Raw genomic sequence first — 21,007 nt, 5'->3', positions numbered from 1 at the left:
ATGGGCGCAAAAAGAAGCCGCCCTCAGGCGGCTCCTTGTAAAAATTAAGACTGCTTGGACATCGCAGCAACTTCTGCTGCAAAGTCAGTCTCAACTTTCTCGATGCCTTCGCCCACTTCAAAGCGGATGAAGCCAGTCACGTCAGCGTTGTGCTCTTTCAGCAGCTGACCAACAGATTTGCTCGGCTCCATAACGAAAGGCTGACCCGTCAGAGAAACTTCGCCGGTGAATTTCTTCATGCGGCCTTCAACCATTTTCTCTGCGATTTCTTTCGGCTTACCGGACTGCATCGCGATGTCCAGCTGAACCTGGTACTCTTTCTCTACCACTTCAGCAGACACGTCTTCCGGCTTAACGAATTCCGGCTTGCTTGCTGCAACGTGCATTGCCAGCTGCTTAACCAGCTCTTCGTCAGCGCCTTTAGCGGCAACCAGAACACCGATGCGCGCACCGTGCTGGTAGCTACCCAGAACGTCGCCTTCCAGAACAGCGATACGACGGATGTTGATGTTCTCACCGATTTTAGCAACCAGCGCAACGCGTTCTTCTTCGAACTGCGCTTTCAGAACTTCAACGTCGGAGATTTTACCCGCAACAGCAGCGTCCAGTACTTTGTCAGCAAATGCCTGGAAACCACCATCTTTAGCAACGAAGTCAGTCTGGCAGTTAACTTCCAGAATGTAACCGTAGTTGCCTTCGATTTTGGTTTTGATCACGCCGTCAGCAGCCACGTTGCCTGCTTTCTTCGCCGCTTTGATCGCGCCGGATTTACGCATGTTTTCGATTGCCAGCTCGATGTCGCCATTCGCTTCAGTCAGCGCTTTTTTGCAATCCATCATGCCTGCGCCAGTACGTTCGCGCAGTTCTTTTACCAGGGAAGCGGTAATTTCAGCCATTCTAAAATCCTCGGGAGATGTGGATACTGCCCGGCCAACGGCCAAACAGCGTAAATTGAAAAAAGGGGCCTGTAATGGGCCCCTATTCATACACGGTACTAATAAGGGCTTAAACCTTATTATTCAGCTTCTACGAAGCTTTCTTCCGCCTGAGAAGCCAGGTCCTGAGAGCGACCTTCACGAACGGTAGCAGCAACAGCGCCCAGGTACAGGCTTACTGCGCGGATTGCATCGTCGTTACCCGGGATAACGAAGTCTACGCCGTCCGGATCAGAGTTGGTATCAACGATAGCAAATACCGGAATACCCAGGTTGTTTGCTTCTTTGATAGCGATGTGCTCGTGGTCAGCGTCGATAACGAACAGTGCGTCCGGCAGGCCGCCCATGTCTTTGATACCGCCCAGGCTGTTTTCCAGCTTGTCCAGCTCACGAGTGCGCATCAGCGCTTCTTTCTTGGTCAGCTTGTCGAAAGTACCGTCCTGGGACTGAGTTTCCAGGTCTTTCAGACGTTTGATGGACTGACGAACGGTTTTCCAGTTAGTCAGCATACCGCCCAGCCAGCGATGGTTCACGAAGAACTGGTCGCAGCTGTTAGCAGCTTCTTTTACCGCTTCGCTTGCAGCGCGCTTAGTACCCACGAACAGGATCTTGCCTTTACGGGCAGAGATTTTGTTCAGCTCAGCCAGAGCTTCGTTGAACATCGGTACCGTTTTCTCAAGGTTGATGATGTGAACTTTGTTACGCGCGCCGAAGATGAAAGGCTTCATTTTCGGGTTCCAGTAACGGGTCTGGTGACCAAAGTGAACACCAGCCTTGAGCATGTCGCGCATGGAAACAGTTGCCATGTTTAAAACCTCTATAGATTAAATTGGGGTTATGCCTCCACGTATCCCATATTACCGACCCCAAAGGGCACCCCGGAATATGTGTCGATACGTGTGTGTTATTTACACAATATGAGTATGTCGCTTACGTCCCATCCTTGTGTATCTGAGATGGAACGGAAGTCCGGCGCGCTTTATACCACAAAATCCGCCCAGACACCAACTCTTGTTGACGCCACGTGCTGTTAATGATTCTCAATTTGGCACCAGCCTGCCCGGACTGTTACCATTGGCAGGACTTACTCTATTATTGTCGAAAATATCGACACTGCTGGACATACTCCATGGCTATCTCTATCAAGACATCTGAAGACATTGAAAAAATGCGCGTTGCCGGCCGCCTGGCCGCTGAAGTGCTGGAAATGATCGAACCCTGGGTTAAACCTGGCGTCAGCACCGGTGAACTGGACCGCATCTGTAACGACTATATCGTTAACGAGCAGAAGGCCATTTCCGCCTGCCTCGGCTATCACGGCTATCCGAAGTCCGTCTGCATTTCGGTCAACGAAGTAGTTTGCCACGGTATCCCTGACGACGGCAAACTGCTGAAAGATGGCGATATCGTTAACATCGACGTGACGGTCATTAAAGATGATTTCCATGGCGACACCTCCAAAATGTTTATCGTCGGTAAACCGACGATTCTCGGTGAGCGCCTGTGCCGCATCACTCAGGAAAGCCTGTATCTGGCGCTGAAAATGGTGAAGCCGGGGATCAACCTGCGCACCATCGGCGCGGCGATCCAGAAATACGTTGAAGCCGAAGGTTTTTCCGTGGTGCGCGAATACTGTGGCCACGGTATCGGCCGCGGCTTCCATGAAGAGCCGCAGGTGCTGCACTACGACTCACCAGAAACCAACGTTGTACTCAAACCCGGCATGACCTTCACCATCGAGCCGATGGTCAACGCCGGTAAAAAAGAGATCCGCAGCATGAAAGACGGCTGGACGGTGAAAACTAAAGACCGGAGCTTGTCTGCGCAGTACGAGCATACTATTGTGGTGACAGACAACGGCTGCGAAATTCTGACGCTACGCAAGGATGACACCATCCCGGCGATAATCTCGCACGATGAATGATGAAAAGCCGGCGCCCGCCGGCTTTTTTATTAGATAGTTTTTTCTTATGGTGACGCGATGAGCAACTCATTACCTGACACAGCCTCCCCTCTTCTGCCCGTCCCGCCGGAACATCCGGTGAGCTGGCCGCAGGGCGATCTGAACTGTGCTGCAATTAAGGCGCACATCGATACCTTCCAGCACTGGCTGGGCGAGGCGTTTGACTCCGGCATCGCCGCGGAGCAGCTCATTGCGGCGCGCACCGAATTTATCGACCAGCTGCTGCAGCGGTTGTGGATCGCCTACGGTTTTGAATCCGTCTGCGATCTGGCGCTGGTGGCCGTCGGCGGCTATGGCCGCGGCGAGCTGCATCCGCTCTCTGACGTCGACCTGCTGATCCTCAGCCGCAAAAAGCTGCCTGACGAGCAGGCGCAAAAGGTCGGCGAACTGCTGACGCTGCTGTGGGACGTCAAGCTGGAGGTGGGCCACAGCGTGCGCACCCTCGAAGAGTGTCTGCTGGAAGGACTCTCGGATCTCACCGTCGCCACTAACTTGATTGAATCGCGCCTGCTGATCGGCGACGTCGCACTGTTCCTTGAACTGCAAAAACATATTTTTAGCGACGGCTTCTGGCCATCGGAAAAGTTCTTCGCCGCCAAAGTGGAAGAGCAGAACGTCCGTCATCAACGCTATCACGGCACCAGCTATAACCTGGAGCCGGACGTAAAAAGCAGCCCCGGCGGCCTGCGCGACATCCATACGCTACAGTGGGTGGCTCGCCGTCATTTTGGCGCCACCTCGATGGATGAGATGGTCGGCTTCGGCTTTCTGACCGAAGCCGAGCGCAATGAGCTCAACGAGTGTCTGCATCAGCTGTGGCGCATCCGTTTCGCACTGCATCTCGAGCTCACTCGCTATGACAACCGTCTGCTTTTCGACCGCCAGCTCAGCGTCGCCCGCCGGCTTGGCTATGAAGGCGACGGCAACCAGCCGATTGAGCATATGATGAAGGACTTCTTCCGCGTCACCCGCCGGGTGAGCGAGCTGAACCAGATGCTGCTTCAGCTGTTTGAAGAGGCTATTCTCGCCCTGACCGAGGATGAAAAACCGCGCCCGATAGACGATGACTTCCAGCTGCGCGGCACCCTTATCGATCTGCGTGACGACACGCTGTTTATTCGCGAACCGCAGGCCATTCTGCGCATGTTTTATATGATGGTGCGCAACAGCACTATCACCGGCATCTACTCCACGACGTTGCGCCATCTGCGCCATGCCCGGCGCCATCTGACCCAGCCGCTGTGCTATATCCCGGAGGCGCGCACGCTCTTTCTCAGCATGCTGCGCCATCAGGGGGCGGTCAGCCGCGGACTGCTGCCGATGCATCGCCACAGCGTGCTGTGGGCCTATATGCCGCAGTGGTCACATATCGTCGGCCAGATGCAGTTTGATCTGTTTCACGCCTACACCGTCGATGAACACACCATCCGCGTGATGCTGAAGCTGGAGAGCTTTGCCAAAGAAGAAACCCGCAGCCGCCACCCGCTGTGCGTGGAGCTATGGCCGCGCTTAACGCACCCGGAGCTGATTTTAATCGCCGCCCTGTTCCACGACATTGCGAAAGGGCGTGGCGGCGACCACTCGATCCTCGGCGCGCAGGATGTGCTGAAGTTTGCCGAGCTGCACGGACTGAACTCTCGCGAAACGCAGCTGGTCGCCTGGCTGGTGCGTCACCATCTGCTGATGTCGGTCACCGCCCAGCGGCGCGACATTCAGGATCCGGAGGTGATTAAGCAGTTCGCCGAGGAAGTGCAAACGGAAAATCGCCTGCGCTATCTGGTGTGCCTGACCGTTGCCGATATCTGCGCCACTAACGAAACGCTGTGGAACAGCTGGAAGCAGAGTCTGCTGCGCGAACTCTATTTCGCCACCGAGAAACAGCTGCGTCGGGGCATGCAAAGCACCCCGGACATGCGCGAACGGGTGCGTCATCATCAGTTGCAGGCGCTGGCTTTGTTGCGGATGGACAATATTAATGAAGAGGCGCTGCATCAGATCTGGAACCGCTGCCGCGCCAACTATTTCGTGCGGCATACGCCGACGCAGCTCGCCTGGCACGCCCGCAACCTGCTGCGTCACGATCTGAATAAGCCAATGATCCTGCTGAGTTCGCAGGCCACCCGCGGCGGTACGGAGATTTTTATCTGGAGCCCGGATCGCCCTTATCTGTTTGCCGCGGTGTGCGGCGAACTGGACCGTCGCAACCTTAGCGTCCACGACGCGCAGATCTTCACCACCCGCGACGGCATGGCGATGGATACCTTTATTGTCCTCGAACCCGACGGCAGCCCGCTTTCAGCTGACCGCCACGACGCGATTCGCCACGGTCTTGAACAGACGATAACTCAGCGCAGCTGGGAACCCCCGGCCCCGCGTCGTCAGGCGGCAAAACTGCGTCACTTCTCTGTGCCGACAGAGGTGAATTTCCTGCCGACCCATACCGATCGAAAATCGTTTCTCGAGCTGATTGCGCTCGATCAGCCAGGGCTGCTCGCCCGCGTCGGCCAGGTGTTCGCCGACCTCGGTATTTCGCTTCACGGGGCGCGAATTACGACAATTGGTGAGCGAGTAGAAGATTTATTTATAATCGCCACCGCCGACCGGCGTGGCCTTAATAATGAGCTACAACAAGAAGTGCAACAACGGTTGACAGAGGCCCTCAATCCAAACGATAAAGGGTGACGTATTTTTTTTAGTGAATGGAAAGAAACAATGCAGCAGTTACAGAACGTTATTGAGTCCGCCTTCGAGCGTCGCGCCGACATCACGCCGGCCAATGTGGATACCGTGACCCGCGAAGCGGTAAACCAGGTTATCGCCCTTCTGGATTCCGGCGCGCTGCGCGTCGCTGAGAAGATCGATGGTCAGTGGGTGACGCATCAATGGCTGAAGAAAGCGGTACTGCTCTCTTTCCGTATTAACGATAACCAGGTTATCGATGGTGCGGAAAGCCGCTACTTCGATAAAGTACCGATGAAATTCGCTGACTATGACGAAGCGCGTTTCCAGAAAGAAGGTTTCCGCGTGGTGCCGCCGGCAGCGGTACGTCAGGGCGCATTCATCGCCCGCAACACCGTGCTGATGCCGTCCTACGTTAACATCGGCGCCTACGTTGACGAAGGCACCATGGTTGATACCTGGGCTACCGTCGGCTCCTGCGCGCAGATCGGTAAAAACGTTCACCTGTCCGGCGGCGTCGGCATCGGTGGCGTACTGGAGCCGCTGCAGGCGAACCCGACCATCATCGAAGACAACTGCTTCATCGGCGCGCGCTCTGAAGTGGTTGAAGGGGTGATTGTCGAAGAAGGCTCCGTCATCTCCATGGGCGTTTACCTGGGTCAGAGCACCAAAATCTACGATCGCGAAACCGGTGAAGTCTTCTACGGCCGCGTACCGGCTGGCTCGGTAGTCGTGTCAGGCAACCTGCCGTCGAAGGATGGTAAATACAGCCTGTACTGCGCGGTGATCGTTAAGAAAGTCGATGCCAAAACCCGCGGCAAAGTCGGCATTAACGAACTGCTGCGCACCATCGACTAAAGCAAATAAAAAGCGGGAGATATCCCGCTTTTTTTATATTTGATGCTGGCGAAAATGGATTTTTTCGTTAATTATTCAATGGTTATGATGCTATCAAAGGTACCGTTATGTACGATAATCTGAAAAGTCTTGGCATTACCAACCCTGATGAGATCGATCGCTATAGCCTGCGGCAGGAAGCTAACAACGACATCCTGAAAATCTATTTTCAGAAAGACAAAGGCGAATTCTTCGCCAAGAGCGTGAAGTTTAAATACCCGCGTCAGCGCAAAACCGTTGTCGCCGACGGCGTCGGCCAGGGCTACAAAGAAGTCCAGGAGATCAGCCCCAATCTGCGCTACGTCATCGACGAACTGGATCAGATCTGCCAGCGCGATCGCACTGAAATCGATCTCAAGCGTAAAATCCTCGACGATTTACGCCATCTGGAAAGCGTGGTCACCAATAAGATCAGCGAAATCGAAGCCGATCTGGAAAAACTTACCCGTAAGTGACAGCGTTCCCGGCGGCGCACCGCCTGACCGGGCAACCAATATAATCTGCCGCTTACGCCATGCATCCTCCAGGCCGGGTAAGGCGAACCGCCTCCCGGCATTTTTATCTCGACGCCCTATCGTTGCTCATCCAGCTGCAGGGCTATATAGAGCAGCAGCCGATCGTCAAAGCTGCCGAGATCCAGACCGGTCAGCTCCGAGATACGGTTCAACCGATACTCCAGGGTATTGCGATGAATAAACAGCGCCTTTGATGTCGCCAGCGGCTGCACGTTATGGCGAAACCACGCCTGCAGCGTACGCCGCAGCAAACCGTTGTTATCCATAGCCTTCAGACGCGCCAGCGGACGGGCCAGTTCATTGGCCTGCCAGCCGCCGCGCAGGCTGTCTAGCAGCACCGGCAGCATCAGATCCTGATAGAAATAGCTGCGGCTCTCCGGCATTCGTTGCTTACCCACCATCATGGTCGTCCGTGCGGTACGGTAAGAGCGGGCGATACTCCCGGGACCGGTGAAGAAGTTGCCCAGCGCCACGCGAAAGCGGAGCTGACCATTCTCTTTCATCCTGGCGATAAGCTGTTCGACGCGGCGGACGTGATCGTCGGCGTCCCAGCGGCCAAAGCTGTTCAGCGCCGGTTTCAGCACCACCATTTCCGTGAGTGACACAATGGCCACCAGATTATTGCGATCGGGGGTGGTCAGCGCGTTCTGCAACTGCTGCAGTTCCGCCATCGCGCTGTCCACGCCGAGCTGGCCGCTGTCCACCTCAATCATCGCCACCACCCGCGGCTGATTGAGATCGATACCTAACCGCTGAGCCCATTCGTTCAGCGCCGGGGTATGCTCTTCCGCCTGAATCAGGTTCATCACCAGCTCTTCGCGCAGGCGGCTGTCCTGCGCAAGGAGATGCATCAGCCGCGACTGCTCCAGCATCATCTCTGCCGTCATGCACACCAGCTCGCCATATTTCCGCAGCGCCTCCGGCTCGCCGGTCAGGCCGATCACCCCGACGATTTCACCTTCGAGGCGTAGCGGCAGGTTGATCCCCTGACGCACGCCGTGCAGATGGCGAGCGACCGCATCGTCGATATCCACCACCCGCCCCTGAGAAAGCACCAGCAGCGCGCCTTCGTGCAATTCACCAATTCTTTCCCGATCGCCGCTGCCGATAATCCGCCCGCGGGCATCCATCACGTTGATGTTGGTATCGATGATGCGCATCGTGCGCGCCACAATATCCTGCGCCATTTTGGTATCAAGATGCCAGCCAGCCATGTAATCCTCCCCTATGCAGGGCACCAGCATAAAAGAGTCTCCGTCCTGCTGCATTGTGCATATGCCCGAAGGCGGGGCGAGATATGTGGAGTTGTGGAAGTGGTCACAGAACGAAAAAAAAGCCCCTGCCCTCGGCGAGGGAAGGGGCTGTGGCGCTTGCGCTGACGATTACTGCAACAGCAGGTAGATAGAGGCGTCGCCGCGCTGAATGTTCAGCGCCAGCACGGACGGTTTGGCGTCGAAGATTTTCCGCAGATCGGCGATGTTTTTCACCGGCTGCTGATTCGCCCCGACAATGATATCGCCTTTCTTGAGGCCAATCTGCGCCGCCGGGGTGCCGGCTTTCACATTGTTGACCACCACGCCCTTATCCTGACCCTTGTTACTCATTTCCGCCCCTTCAATCCCGTTGAAGATGGTGCTGGAATCCACCTGGGTCTGGTTGCTCTGCTGCAGTTCGACGGTAACGGTGACCGGTTTGCCGTCGCGGAGCAGGCCAAGCTCAACTTTGCTGCCGATAGGCATAGTGCCGACCTGAGCACGCAGCGCGGCGAAGCTGCTGATCGCCTTGCCATTGAGGGTGGTGATCACGTCGCCGGCTTTAATGCCCGCTTTGGCGGCTGCCGAACCTGGCATCACCTGGCTGACAAAGGCGCCGCGCTGGGCGTCGACTTTCATCGCTTTCGCCAGTTCAGAGTTCAGTTCGGTGCCCATGATGCCCAGCTCACCGCGTTTCACCTGGCCATATTTCACCATCTGCTCGGTCAGGTTTTTTACCATGTTGCTCGGGATAGCAAAACCGATACCGATGTTGCCGCCGTCCGGCGCCAGGATGGCGGTGTTAATGCCGATCAGCTCGCCGTTGAGGTTCACCAGCGCGCCGCCGGAGTTCCCGCGGTTAATCGCCGCATCGGTCTGGATAAAGTTTTCGTAGTTTTCCACGTTCAGGCCGCTACGGCCCAGCGCGGAGACAATCCCGGAGGTCACGGTTTCGCCCAGACCAAACGGGTTACCGATAGCCACGGTGTAGTCGCCGACGCGCAGCGCATCAGAATCAGCCAGCTTAATCGCCGTCAGGTTTTTCGGATCCTGAATCTGAATCAGCGCGATATCGGAGCGCGGATCTTTGCCCACGACTTTGGCATCAAACTTACGGCCATCGCTCAGTTGAACCTTAATCGTGGTGGCGTTGTCCACAACGTGGTTGTTGGTCACCACATACCCTTTGGCCGCATCAATGATGACGCCGGAGCCCAGCGCCATAAATTTCTGCTGCTGGCCGCCGTCAGGCTGACCGCCCTGTCCACCGCCCTGGCAAAACGGTGAACTCTGGAAAGGCGAACCATCCTGGCAAAACGGCGAGTTATCGCCAAAGAACTGCTGGAAGTTACGCGGCATCCGTGGGGTATTAACAGTAGTGCTACCTTCAACGTTAATGCTCACCACCGATGGCATCACCTTCTCCAGCATCGGGGCCAGGCTTGGCATCTGCTGTGCATTAGTGGCCGAAGATGCCGTTTCTGCCGCGCTCGCAGAGAGCGGGGACAACGCCAGACCTAAACTCAGAGCCAGTGCACTCATTGCTAACGTGGTTTTTTTCATCAGTTTCAATCTCAATATCAGATAACGAAAGTTGCTGTGTACGTGACTATCAGAGTCATTTTATAGCGCTAAGTTCCGGAATTAAGTTTCTGGAAAAAGTAAAAATTTATTGTCCATCTTTACAAAACTCCAGCCTATTCCACCGCCATCAGTCGCCGATATTCATCCCACGCATACAAATCCGTCATTCCGCTGATATAATCCTGGATCAGACGGCAGCGATAATAGTATTCCATCAGCGCAAATTCAGGCGCCGTGCGCACCAGCTTATTTACTGCTTCAACATAGGCCAGCCGGTGACGGGTTGAAAGTTTCTGATACAGCCGGGAGGCAATGGGTAACCGCCGTACCCGCTCCTGCGCCACTAATTCGCTGAAATCCTCCAGAGATAATTTCAGCAGCGGCTGATAGATATCCAGCAGGCCGCTAATCACCCGGTAGCCCTGCAATTCCAGCTGCTCGACATCCGGATGGCTAAAGACCTGTTTCATCGCTACATTTTTATAGAGTTCCAGCAGCTGGCTGCAATCGCTATCGTCCTCAAGCAGCGCATGATTAAAGTCGCCAGTGAAGATGGCCGGCAGGTTATCAATAAATCGGCGCGCCGCGTAGGGCACCAGCTTATTCAGCGTGTTTACCCGCAAATACATAAAAAACTGATCTTCCGCGCTCTGTCGCAGGTAATTAGCTCGCGATTTTTCCCAGGCATTTTCCACTACCTGAGAGAATAACGATCCTTTTTCATGGTTGCCCCAGGCGTCGTAAAGATGCTGATAAAGCTGCTCGGCGCTGAAAATACGTTTTTCAACCGCATCCTCAAGATCCGCGACGCAATATGAGATGTCATCCGCGGCCTCCATAATCCAGGTTAATGGGAATCGATTGTAAGGTGCCAGATCCAGTTCTTTACGCAGGCGCGCGACATACTCTTCTTCGGCTAAATAATAGCCAGGCTTCTTCATTAAATAACTGTGACTGGCTGGCGTCGCCTCGAACCACCACGCCGGTCGGGTATATTTCAGGATGCAGCCCACCTGCGCCCAGGTCAGATTCATCCGCATCAGCGTGTGGACCAGACGAATCCCCTGCGCGTTGCCCTCAAAGCTGCAGAGATCCTGGCGCACTTTACGCCGCAGCGCATTCAGCGCCGTTTCCCCTTCGTGCAGGCGTAACGCCTGTACCTCGCAGCGATCGTCGGTCAACGGCTGGCCGAGCGCATCGCCGGGGGCCAGGCGCTGGCGAAACCAGTCGTTAATCGCCGCCTCGCCAAAGTGGCCAAACGGCGGGTTGCCAATGTCGTGCATCAGGCAGGCCATTTCAACCACGCTCTCGAATGGCCCGGTCAGCTCTTCCAGGCCATACTCTTCCAGTAGCTTCTGCTCTTTCAGCCTGCTAAGCACTTCTTTGGCGATATAGCGCCCCACCTGCTGCACCTCCAGCGAGTGGGTCAGGCGAGTACGGACCGCCGCGTTGCGCTCCAGCGGGAAGACCTGGGTTTTTTGCTGTAGGCGGCGGATGGCCGGCGAGTTGACGATCCGCCCCCGATCGCTTTCGAAGATCCGCAGGATGTCGCGCTCCGTCTCCACCCGCGGCGGCGAACGGAAGCGTCGACGCCAGTTTATCTTGTTGCGAAAATCAATCTTTGCCATAGCCTCTCCCGCGCGAGCAATACGCTTCCCCTTAAGCGCATGATAGACTATGCAACTAAACCTGACACATCGCGAGTAAATCTATGAAAATTGGCATTATTGGCGCTATGGAAGAGGAAGTTACCCTCCTGCGCGACAAAATCGAAAACCGCCAGACTATCACTATTGGCGGGAGCGAAATCTATACCGGCCAACTTCACGGCGTTGACGTCGCTCTGCTGAAGTCTGGTATCGGGAAAGTGGCGGCGGCGACGGGCGCGACCCTGCTGCTGGAGCGCTGCCAGCCTGACGTGATCATTAATACCGGTTCTGCCGGCGGCCTCGCGCCGACGCTGAAGGTCGGCGATATCGTCGTCTCCGATGAAGCGCGCTACCACGATGCCGACGTCACTGCCTTCGGTTATGAGTATGGCCAGCTGCCTGGCTGCCCGGCGGGCTTTAAAGCGGACGATAAGCTGGTGGCCGCCGCCGAAGACTGCATTAAAGCGTTAGATCTCAATGCCGTTCGCGGCCTGATCGTCAGCGGCGATGCCTTCATTAACGGCTCCGTCGCGCTGGCGAAGATCCGCCATAATTTCCCGCAGGCAATCGCCGTGGAAATGGAAGCGACCGCCATCGCTCACGTCTGCCATAACTTCAAGGTTCCCTTCGTGGTGGTTCGCGCCATCTCCGACGTGGCCGACCAGCAGTCCCACCTCAGTTTTGACGAGTTCCTTGCGGTCGCCGCCAGACAGTCCACCCTGATGGTGGAGAATCTGGTACAGAACCTGGCACGTGGCTAAGTCGCTATCCTTCGCGCTTGCCGCGCTGCTGTTACTCGCCCCGGCGTGGCTACTGGCCGCGCCGCGGGTGGTCACCCTCTCCCCCGCCAATACCGAACTGGCCTTTGCCGCCGGGATCACGCCGGTCGGCGTCAGCAGCTATTCCGATTATCCGCCGCAGGCCAAAACCATAGAACAGGTTGCCAGCTGGCAGGGGATGAACCTGGAGCGCATCGTGGCGCTAAAGCCAGACGTGGTGCTGGCCTGGCGCGGGGGCAATGCCGAACGCCAGGTTAACCAGCTGCAGTCGCTGGGTATTCATGTCCTCTGGGTGCAGACCTCGACGATAGAAGAGATCATCGCCACCCTGCGTCAGCTGGCGCAGTGGAGCCCGCAGCCGGAAAAAGCGCAGCAGGCGGCGCAGGCGATGCAGCAGGAATACGATACGCTGAAAGCGCGCTATGCCAATGCGCCGAAGAAACGCGTCTTCCTGCAGTTCGGATCCGCGCCGCTATTCACCAGTGGTCCCGGTTCGATTCAGGATCAGGTGCTGGGGCTGTGCGGCGGCGAGAATATCTTTGCCACCAGCCGTGTTCCCTGGCCGCAGGTGAGCCGCGAACAGGTGCTGGCCCGCCAGCCGCAGGCGATCGTGGTGACCGGCGACGCCAGCCGCATTGCCGAAGCGCAGCGCTTTTGGCAACATCAGCTCACCATTTCGTTGATTGCGTTACACAGCGACTGGTTTGAACGCGCAAGCCCACGTATTATCCTCGCCGCCAAACAACTTTGTGCGGCGCTTGACCAGGTAAAATAATCATCCGGCGCACCGGATGTTCAGTGGGAATCAACGATGCTTGTCTATTGGCTGGATATTATTGGCACGGCTGTCTTCGCGATCTCCGGCGTTCTGCTGGCGGGAAAATTACGCATGGACCCATTCGGCGTGCTGGTGTTAGGCGTGGTGACGGCGGTGGGCGGCGGAACCATCCGCGACATGGCGCTGGCGAATGGCCCGGTATTCTGGGTCAAAGATCCCACCGATCTGGTGGTGGCGATGGTCACCAGCATGCTGACCATCCTGCTGGTCCGCCAGCCGCGTCGGCTGCCGAAATGGATACTGCCCGTTCTTGATGCCGTCGGTCTGGCGGTGTTTGTCGGCATCGGCGTCAATAAAGCCTTTCTCGCCGGCAGTGGTCCGCTGGTGGCGGTCTGCATGGGGGTGGTCACCGGCGTCGGCGGCGGGATTATCCGTGACGTGCTGGCGCGCGAAATTCCCATGATTCTGCGCACCGAGATCTACGCCACCGCCTGTATTGTCGGCGGCATTGTCCACGCTACAGCACACGACACCTTTCATCTCCCGCTGGAGAATTCGGCGATGATGGGCATGGTGGTGACACTGGTGATCCGTCTGGCGGCGATCCGCTGGCACCTGAAGCTGCCGACGTTTGCCCTGGACGATAACGGGCGGTAGTAAAAGCAAAACGGTAACCTTAAGGTTACCGTTTTTCGCGTTGGCTCCCTCTCGCTGGAGGAGAAGGCGCCCGGTCGCACTCGCTTTAAACGCTGAATGAGGAACCGCAGCCGCAGGTGCTTTTCGCGTTCGGGTTGGTCACGATGAAACGCGAACCTTCCAGACCCTCGGTATAGTCGACGGCGCCGCCGACCAGATACTGCAGGCTCATTGGGTCAACCACCAGGCCGACGCCCTGTTTCTCGATGGTCATATCGCCTTCGTTCACCTGATCGTCAAAGGTGAAGCCATACTGGAAACCGCTGCAACCGCCGCCGGTGATATACACGCGCAGTTTCAGGTTCGGATTATCTTCATCCGCAATCAGGTGTTTTACTTTGTTGGCTGCGGCTTCGGTAAACTCCAGCGGCAACGCTACGTCATCACTCATTTTTTGCTCCCATTGATACTTCCGGCCGGTTAAAGAATAACCGGACCTTTTGAGCCATTATCTAATACCCTGGTAAATCGTTCAAGTATTCTCCCGCGGTGCCTGCTGCGCTTTTGCCGCCTGCTCGGCCTCCTGCTTCGCCAGAGTACGTTGCAGAATGGTCGAATACAAAGGCTTACCGCCGAGGAATTGCGCCAGTAGTGTTGCGCCAAGGCAGGTAATAATCATTGGCAAAATGAGCTGATAGTTATCCGTCATCTCCAGCACCAGCACAATCCCGGTGAGCGGCGCGCGCACCGAGGCGGCCAGCAGCGCCCCCATCCCGGCGATGGCGAAGGTGCCGGCATCGAGATGGTAGGCCGGAAACAGCGGAATAGCCGCCATGCCGAACGCCGTGCCCAGCAAGGTGCCCAGCGCCAGCATCGGCGCGAAGATCCCCCCCGGCGCGCCGGAAGAGAAGCAGATCAGCGTGGTCACCACGCGGGCAATAAAGATAAACAGCAGCAAACCGACGGAGAAATTACCGGCGGCGGCGATGGGGATCAGGTTAAAGCCACCGCCCACCGCGGAGGGCTGCATCAGCCCCAGCAGGCCGCAGATCCCGCCGATGACCCCGCCCATCAATACCCATTTTTTGATATTGCCACCGTGGATGCGCTGGAAGATATCCTGGGTGCGCAGCACCAGGAAGTTAAACAGCGGACCAAAGCAACCAAAGAGCATGCCCAGCACCAGATACAGCCACAGGGTATTCACCGGGGCGTTGCTCAGCTTGCCTACCTCAATGATCGCCGCTTCGCCATTGAAAATACGAAACACAATGCTCGACATGATCACGCCGGTAAATACCGCTTTAATGGAGATCAGGTTGTAGCGAAACTGCGGGCGCATCTCTTCGATGATAAACAGAATACCGGCCAGCGGCGCATTAAAGGCCGCCGAGAGCCCCGACGCCGCACCGGTCGCCAGCAGCGTGTGCCGCGCCTCCGGACTGCGCATGCGGAAGATATCCAGCACCATGCGTCCAATGTTGCCGCCAAGCTGCACCATCGGCCCTTCGCGTCCCAGCACCATTCCGGCGCCCAGGGTCCCCATGCCGCCGATGAATTTCACCGGCAGCACGCGCCACCAGCGCACCGGCCGCAGCTCCTCCAGCGCCCCTTCGATTTCCGGGATCCCGGAGCCGCCCGCCTCCGGCGCAAAGCGGCGCACGAGAAAATAACCGACCATTGCCAGCAGCGCCGACAAGATAAACGCCAGCGGCCAGACCAGATACCAATGATCGGCCACCTGCGCCAGCGCGCCGATCCGCTGGTTCTGCACCCAGTTCACGCTCTTTTCAAACGCCACGCCCACCAGACCGGCCAGCGTGCCAACCACCGCCGCCATCAACAGGACCGCCAGCGGCGTTTTATCGCGCTGAATCAAACGGCGCACCGCATCGCCGCGACGTACCCGCACGAACTGATGTGCTTCAAAAGAGGGAGTTTCTGCTTTCATGCCATTATCAATTATTGGTAATACAAATGAAGAGAGAGGCATTTTAGCCGTCCCGGCGCGCTGCGTCGTCAAAAAAATGCCCTTGCGGCGCATTGTTTCAATTGGGCAAAACTTTCATAACCATCCTGGAATAACTTAGAATAGCCGATAAAACATTTTTCACGAACCAGGACCCTGGCCATGAGCAAATCTGAAAATCTATACCATGCTGCGCGCGAACTGATCCCCGGCGGCGTTAACTCGCCGGTGCGCGCCTTCACCGGCGTCGGCGGCACGCCGCTGTTTATCGAACGCGCGGATGGCGCCTATCTTTATGACGTGGACGGGAAGGCCTATATCGATTATGTCGGCTCCTGGGGTCCGATGGTGCTGGGCCACAACCACCCGGCTATCCGCAATGCGGTGATCGAAGCGGCGTCCCGCGGCCTGAGCTTTGGCGCGCCGACCGAAATGGAAGTGAAAATGGCGGAGCTGGTGACCGAGCTGGTCCCGACCATGGATATGGTGCGGATGGTGAACTCCGGCACCGAAGCGACCATGAGCGCGATTCGCCTGGCCCGCGGCTTCACCGGCCGCGATAAGATCATTAAGTTCGAAGGCTGCTATCACGGCCATGCCGACTGTCTGCTGGTGAAAGCCGGTTCCGGCGCGCTGACCCTCGGCCAGCCAAATTCGCCGGGCGTGCCAGCCGATTTCGCGAAACATACCCTGACCTGCACCTATAACGACCTCGCCTCGGTACGCGCGGCGTTCGAGCAATATCCACAGGATATCGCCTGCATCATCGTCGAGCCGGTCGCCGGGAATATGAACTGCATTCCGCCGCAGCCGGAGTTCCTGCCGGGCCTGCGCGCGTTGTGCGACGAATTTGGCGCCCTGCTGATCATCGACGAAGTGATGACCGGCTTCCGCGTGGCGCTGGCGGGCGCCCAGGCTTATTACGGCGTGGAGCCGGATCTGACCTGTCTCGGGAAAATCATCGGCGGCGGGATGCCGGTGGGCGCCTTCGGCGGCCGCCGCGAAGTGATGGACGCGCTGGCGCCGACCGGCCCGGTGTACCAGGCTGGTACGCTCTCCGGTAACCCGATCGCCATGGCCGCTGGCTTCGCCTGCTTAAGCGAAGTGGCGCAGCCGGGCGTGCATGAAACCCTGACCGAGCTGACCAACCAGCTGGCGGATGGCCTGCTGAACGCGGCGCGCGAAACCGGGATCCCGCTGGTGGTCAATAACGTCGGCGGCATGTTCGGCATCTTCTTTACCGATGCCGAAACCGTCACCTGCTATCAGGACGTGGTGAAGTGCGATGTCGAACGCTTCAAGCGCTTCTTCCACCTGATGCTGGAGGAAGGTGTGTACCTGGCGCCGTCGGCGTTTGAAGCCGGCTTTATGTCCATCGCCCACAGCGAAGAGGACATTAACAACACCATCGACGCCGCCCGTCGGGTGTTTGCCAAACTGTAAGGTACTTGAACGCCTGGTGGCGCAGGGATTTTCCCGGAGGCGGCGCATTGCGCCTTGTCCGGGCTACCAAATCGCACAGCGCTGTAGCCCCGGTAAGCGCTAGCGCCACCGGGGAGTTTCCCGGAGGCGGCGCGCTGCGCCTTGTCCGGGCTACCAAATTGCACAGCGCTGTAGCCCCGGTAAGCGCTAGCGCCACCGGGGATATTGAGGCCATCCAGGATCGTTAGCGGCTCTGCTTTCTCAGCAAATAGATAAAGTACGGCGCGCCGATAAAGGTCGACAACAGCCCCGCCGGGATCTGGTAGGGGAACATCATCATTCGCCCGCACCAGTCGGCGAACACCAGCAGCATCCCGCCCGTCAGCCCGGAAATCACCATATGCGGCATCGTCCGGCGGAATCCCAGCATCCTCGCAATATGCGGCGCCATCAGGCCAACGAAACTTAACGGCCCAATGGTGAGCGTCGCCGTCGCCGTCAGGCTCGCCGCCAGCAGCAGCAACCCGATACGCGATGGCGTCAGCGCCATCCCCACCGCCCGCGCCGCCTCGCCGCCCAGCGGCAAAATGGTCAGCCAGCGGCGGCAGAGCGGCGCCAGCGCCAGCAGCGCCAGCATCACCACGCCACTACGCAGCGCCATCTCCGGCGTCGCGCTATAGGTCGAACCGGACATCCACGTCAGGATCTGCGCCATGCGCGGATCGCCGCTGGCCTGCAGCATCATCAACAGCATGGTGAAGGCGGTACTCAGCGCCATCCCCGCCAGCAGCATCCGGTGCGGCGAGAAACCGCCGCGCCCGGCGGCGATCAGAATAACCAGCAGCGTTGCCGCCGCGCCAAGGCTGCCGGCAGGCAACAGCCAGACAAAGGCGTTGCCCGGCACGAAGAACAGCATCAATACCACACCGAACGCCGCGCCAGAGCTGATGCCCAGTACTTCCGGGCTGGCCATCGGGTTGCCGGTCAGGCGTTGAATGATGCAGCCCGCGACCGCCAGCATCACCCCGGCGAACAGCGCCGAGAGCACACGTGGCCAGCGCCAGGGCATCAGTTGCGCCAGCAGATCGCCGCTGGCCCACTGCCAGCCATGGGCATCGCGACCAAAGGTCAGCGCGGCGGTTATCGCCAACAGCAGCAGCGCTAAGCCGCCCAGCGCGAACCACAGCACGTGGCGGCGCTCGATCAACGCTTTATCGCCGCCATTCATCACCGGGGCGCTGATGCTGCGCAGCCGCGGCAGCAGCCACAGCAATAAAGGCGCGCCAATCAGCGCGGTGACTGACCCGGTCGAGACTTCCCGCCAGACCCGGCTGAGCCAGAGAATAATTTGATCGGAAAGCCACAGGATCAACGCGCCAATTAGCGCCGCCAGCAGCAATCGCGGCAGCAGGCGGCGGGCGCCGAGCATTTTCGCCAGCAGCGGCGCGAACAGACCGATAAAGCCGATAATGCCGACCGCGTTAACCAGCAGCGCGCTGATGACAATCGCCAGCGTCAGCACGCCAAGCCGCGCCAGAGACAGCGCCAGCCCAAGGTTGCGCGCCACGCCATCATCGAGTCCCATCAGGGTTAACGGGCGTAGCAATAACAGCGTCAACATCGCGCCGCCGAGCAGCTGCGGCCACAGGCGTTGCACCACGCTCCAGTCGGTCTGCGTCAGGGTGCCGGTACTCCACAGGAACATGCTTTGCAGCTGATCGTGATGGAAAATCACCATCAGCTGATTGACCGCGCCGCAATAGAGACTCACTACCAGGCCGGCCAGGATCAGCGTCACCGACGACAGACGTTTGCCCCACGAGACGCCAAACACCAGCGCCCCCACCAGACAAGCCCCAGCCAGCGCCGCAAACTGCGAGGCCAGCACGCCAGGGATGGCCCATAGCGTCGTCACCGTCATTCCCAGCTGTGCGCCGGTGGCGACGCCGAGCGTGGTTGGCTCCGCCAGCGGGTTACGCAGCACCTGCTGGAACAGCACGCCGACCAGCCCCAGCCCGGCGCCGACCAGCAGCGATATCGCCAGCCTCGGCAGCAGGCTGTAATGGAACAGCATCTGGGCGATATTATCGATATCCGGCTGCCACAGCGCCTGACGCCATTGCGCGTAAGGTAAAGCGACATTGAGGTTGACGATGCTCAGCGCGAAAGCGGCAACCAGCAGCCCGGTCAGCAGGAGAATGGCTAACGGCGAGAGACGCGCGTTCATACCGCCGCCCTCCCCTGCGTATCGGCCAGCACGCGGGCGAAATGCATCGCCGACAGCGTCGCGCCATAGAACCACACCGCCGGAACCCGCTGGAAACGCCCCGCGCGCACGAACGGCATCGCCTGCCACAGCGGGGTCGCCAACAGCTGGGCCATCTCCCGATCGTTGCCATGATCGAAACAGATCACATCGGCCTCGTTAAATGCCGCCAGCCGATCAATACCGACGGTGACGCTGCCCCAGAATGCCGCTTCGCCGCGCCAGGCGTTTTGAATGCCAAAGCGGTCAAGCACCTCCTGGAACAGGCAGTTCTCACCGAATACCAGCACGTGGCGGGCATCAAGCAGCGAAATCATCAGCAGTGGGCGATCGCCACGCCGGGCAAATCGCGGACGCAGGTTCTCCATCAGCGCGTCGAACTCCGCCAGATGGCGCTTCGCCTGCTGTTGTTTACCCAGCAGGTCGGCCATTTCCAGTAGCGAACGCTGGGCCATCGCCAGCGGCCGTTTGCCGTCGCTGAAGGTGAAACCACGGCCAGGCGCGATACGCGCCAGCTTTTCTGGCGACGGGCCATAGCCTGCCGACCAGACGATAAACGACGGTTTCATCTGCGTCAGCAGCTCAAGATTGGGTTCGGTGCGCAGGCCGACATCGATTACCGACGCGGGCAGCGCGGGTTCGTTCACCCACAGGCGATAGTTGGGAATGTCGGCCACGCCGTAGGGCGTGACGCCAAGCGCCAGCAGCAGTTCGGCCGGCAGCCACTCCAGCGCGACGACGCGCTGCGGGTCAATGTTCGCCGCCTGCGCGCCGCGCATCTGCCACAGCAGCGGCGAGAGCGCCATCGCGGTCAGCAGGCGGCGTCGGGTTATCAGAGTTGGGTTCATCATCAATAGACAAAACTTACCGGCGCCGCGCCCGCCGGGTGCGGCAGGATCCCCATCGGGATGCCGTAGATTTGTTCCAGCGTGTCGCTGCGCATCAGTTCTGCTGGCGTTCCCTGGGCGATCATTTCCCCACCGCGCAGCGCGACCAGATAATCGCAGTAGCGGGCAGCCATATTGATATCATGCAGGACCGCGATCACCGTCAGGCCACGCTGCTGGCTGAGACGATGCACCAGCGCCAGGACATCGACCTGATGGGCGATATCCAGCGCCGAGGTCGGTTCATCAAGCAGCAGACAGCGGCTATCCTGCGCCACCAGCATGGCGATCCACGCCCGCTGACGCTCGCCGCCGGAGAGACTGTCCACCAGCCGCTGCGCCAAAGGCTTCAGCCCCACCAGCGCGATCGCCTCTTCCACCTTTTCGCGATCCGCCACGCCGAAGCGCCCCAGCGCGCCATGCCACGGGTAGCGACCTATCGCCACCAGCTCGCGAACTGTCATCCCTTCCGCCGCCGGCAGCTGCTGCGGCAGATAGGCCACTTTGCGGGCAAACGCCTTGCTACTCCAGCTCTCCAGCGGCTGGCCGTCCAGCAGCACCTCGCCCGCGGAAGGCGGCTGATGGCGGCCGAGCATTTTCAGTAATGTGGATTTGCCGGAACCGTTATGGCCTATCAGGCCAGTCACTTTTCCTGCCGGGAAGGTTAACGAAAGGGGGTGAAGCAGCGTGCGACCCGGTACGCGAAAGGTCACGCCATTTAACGCAAAGGTGGTCTCAGAGTGCGGAGTCTGTTCCTGCATAGCAACAACCTGATGTTGGGCGCGGCGAACCGCG

At 58.5% G+C, this 21,007-nt stretch carries 18 protein-coding genes; 8 read left to right on the top strand and 10 right to left on the bottom strand.

Going from position 1 to position 21,007, the window contains the following annotated elements; all coding sequences use genetic code 11:
* Nucleotides 1-44: 44 nt before the first annotated feature.
* Both tsf and rpsB read right to left on the bottom strand, forming a co-directional pair.
* Entirely contained in the window at nucleotides 45-896 is an 852-nt protein-coding gene (gene tsf, locus SPE70_RS04350) for a translation elongation factor Ts (protein WP_004151930.1), read from the bottom strand.
* Nucleotides 897-1,015: 119 nt separating this feature from the next.
* Nucleotides 1,016-1,741: a 30S ribosomal protein S2 gene (gene rpsB / locus SPE70_RS04345; protein ID WP_008807356.1), complete on the bottom strand. Its 726-nt coding sequence runs from the start codon at nucleotides 1,739-1,741 to the stop codon at nucleotides 1,016-1,018.
* Nucleotides 1,742-2,064: 323 nt separating this feature from the next.
* Between rpsB and map the strand changes: the two genes are divergently transcribed.
* The 4 genes from map (at nucleotide 2,065) to SPE70_RS04325 (ending at nucleotide 6,929) form a co-directional block, all read left to right on the top strand.
* Nucleotides 2,065-2,859 (top strand): type I methionyl aminopeptidase, encoded by a 795-nt coding sequence (gene map, locus SPE70_RS04340; protein WP_004204446.1) that lies wholly within the window; start codon nucleotides 2,065-2,067, stop codon nucleotides 2,857-2,859.
* Between the two features lie 117 nt (nucleotides 2,860-2,976).
* Nucleotides 2,977-5,580 (top strand): bifunctional uridylyltransferase/uridylyl-removing protein GlnD, encoded by a 2,604-nt coding sequence (gene glnD / locus SPE70_RS04335; protein WP_229532339.1) that lies wholly within the window; start codon nucleotides 2,977-2,979, stop codon nucleotides 5,578-5,580.
* Nucleotides 5,581-5,610: 30 nt separating this feature from the next.
* The gene (gene dapD, locus SPE70_RS04330; protein WP_002889295.1) at nucleotides 5,611-6,435 is read left to right on the top strand and encodes a 2,3,4,5-tetrahydropyridine-2,6-dicarboxylate N-succinyltransferase; all 825 of its coding nucleotides are present in this window, start codon (nucleotides 5,611-5,613) and stop codon (nucleotides 6,433-6,435) included.
* 107 nt (nucleotides 6,436-6,542) lie between these two features.
* Nucleotides 6,543-6,929 (top strand): DUF3461 family protein, encoded by a 387-nt coding sequence (locus SPE70_RS04325; RefSeq protein WP_002889292.1) that lies wholly within the window; start codon nucleotides 6,543-6,545, stop codon nucleotides 6,927-6,929.
* A 116-nt stretch (nucleotides 6,930-7,045) separates the two neighbouring features.
* Here SPE70_RS04325 and cdaR read toward each other — a convergent pair whose 3' ends face one another.
* From cdaR to dgt, 3 genes are all read right to left on the bottom strand, one after another.
* Entirely contained in the window at nucleotides 7,046-8,203 is a 1,158-nt protein-coding gene (gene cdaR, locus SPE70_RS04320) for a DNA-binding transcriptional regulator CdaR (RefSeq protein ID WP_012968907.1), read from the bottom strand.
* 168 nt (nucleotides 8,204-8,371) lie between these two features.
* Complete coding sequence (gene degP / locus SPE70_RS04315; protein ID WP_008807359.1) at nucleotides 8,372-9,805, bottom strand: serine endoprotease DegP; 1,434 nt, start codon at nucleotides 9,803-9,805, stop codon at nucleotides 8,372-8,374.
* Between the two features lie 134 nt (nucleotides 9,806-9,939).
* Nucleotides 9,940-11,454, bottom strand: a complete 1,515-nt coding sequence (dgt, locus tag SPE70_RS04310; protein WP_008807360.1) for a dGTPase — start codon at nucleotides 11,452-11,454, stop codon at nucleotides 9,940-9,942.
* Between the two features lie 83 nt (nucleotides 11,455-11,537).
* Here dgt and mtnN point away from each other — a divergent pair, with 83 nt between their 5' ends.
* Genes mtnN through SPE70_RS04295 form a run of 3 tightly spaced genes read left to right on the top strand, consistent with a single transcriptional unit; the run spans nucleotide 11,538 to nucleotide 13,689 of the window.
* Nucleotides 11,538-12,236 (top strand): 5'-methylthioadenosine/S-adenosylhomocysteine nucleosidase, encoded by a 699-nt coding sequence (mtnN, locus tag SPE70_RS04305; protein ID WP_012968908.1) that lies wholly within the window; start codon nucleotides 11,538-11,540, stop codon nucleotides 12,234-12,236.
* On the top strand, nucleotides 12,229-13,029 hold the full coding sequence (gene btuF / locus SPE70_RS04300) for a vitamin B12 ABC transporter substrate-binding protein BtuF (protein WP_012542811.1): 801 nt from the start codon (nucleotides 12,229-12,231) through the stop codon (nucleotides 13,027-13,029). The genes mtnN and btuF overlap by 8 nt, the downstream gene beginning before the upstream one ends.
* 36 nt (nucleotides 13,030-13,065) lie before the next feature.
* The gene (locus SPE70_RS04295) at nucleotides 13,066-13,689 is read left to right on the top strand and encodes a TRIC cation channel family protein (RefSeq protein WP_002889277.1); all 624 of its coding nucleotides are present in this window, start codon (nucleotides 13,066-13,068) and stop codon (nucleotides 13,687-13,689) included.
* 85 nt (nucleotides 13,690-13,774) lie between these two features.
* Here the strand turns inward: SPE70_RS04295 and erpA are convergent, their stop codons facing one another.
* Entirely contained in the window at nucleotides 13,775-14,119 is a 345-nt protein-coding gene (erpA, locus tag SPE70_RS04290; protein ID WP_008807363.1) for an iron-sulfur cluster insertion protein ErpA, read from the bottom strand.
* An 81-nt stretch (nucleotides 14,120-14,200) separates the two neighbouring features.
* A complete protein-coding gene (clcA, locus tag SPE70_RS04285; RefSeq protein WP_008807364.1) occupies nucleotides 14,201-15,619 on the bottom strand; it encodes a H(+)/Cl(-) exchange transporter ClcA in 1,419 nt (472 codons plus the stop codon).
* A gap of 180 nt (nucleotides 15,620-15,799) precedes the next feature.
* On the opposite strand from clcA, the gene hemL reads away from it, so the two are divergent.
* Nucleotides 15,800-17,080, top strand: a complete 1,281-nt coding sequence (hemL, locus tag SPE70_RS04280) for a glutamate-1-semialdehyde 2,1-aminomutase (RefSeq protein WP_012542813.1) — start codon at nucleotides 15,800-15,802, stop codon at nucleotides 17,078-17,080.
* Between the two features lie 223 nt (nucleotides 17,081-17,303).
* Here the strand turns inward: hemL and fhuB are convergent, their stop codons facing one another.
* From fhuB to fhuC, 3 genes are read right to left on the bottom strand one after another with little or no spacing between them, the layout of a single operon-like run.
* Entirely contained in the window at nucleotides 17,304-19,286 is a 1,983-nt protein-coding gene (gene fhuB / locus SPE70_RS04275) for a Fe(3+)-hydroxamate ABC transporter permease FhuB (RefSeq protein WP_064170612.1), read from the bottom strand.
* Nucleotides 19,283-20,176, bottom strand: coding sequence for a Fe(3+)-hydroxamate ABC transporter substrate-binding protein FhuD (gene fhuD / locus SPE70_RS04270; protein ID WP_022065536.1), 894 nt, complete (start codon nucleotides 20,174-20,176; stop codon nucleotides 19,283-19,285). The genes fhuB and fhuD overlap by 4 nt, the downstream gene beginning before the upstream one ends.
* On the bottom strand, nucleotides 20,176-20,973 hold the full coding sequence (fhuC, locus tag SPE70_RS04265; RefSeq protein WP_022065535.1) for a Fe3+-hydroxamate ABC transporter ATP-binding protein FhuC: 798 nt from the start codon (nucleotides 20,971-20,973) through the stop codon (nucleotides 20,176-20,178). Before fhuC ends, fhuD begins: the two co-directional genes overlap by 1 nt.
* Nucleotides 20,974-21,007 lie beyond the last annotated feature (34 nt).

It is taken from the genome of Klebsiella sp. ZJOU C1, assembly GCF_035620215.1.
GTDB classification, from domain to species: Bacteria; Pseudomonadota; Gammaproteobacteria; order Enterobacterales; family Enterobacteriaceae; genus Klebsiella; species Klebsiella variicola.
Note: the sequence above shows the minus strand (reverse complement) of the source record. Positions and strands in the feature narration are given on the sequence as shown.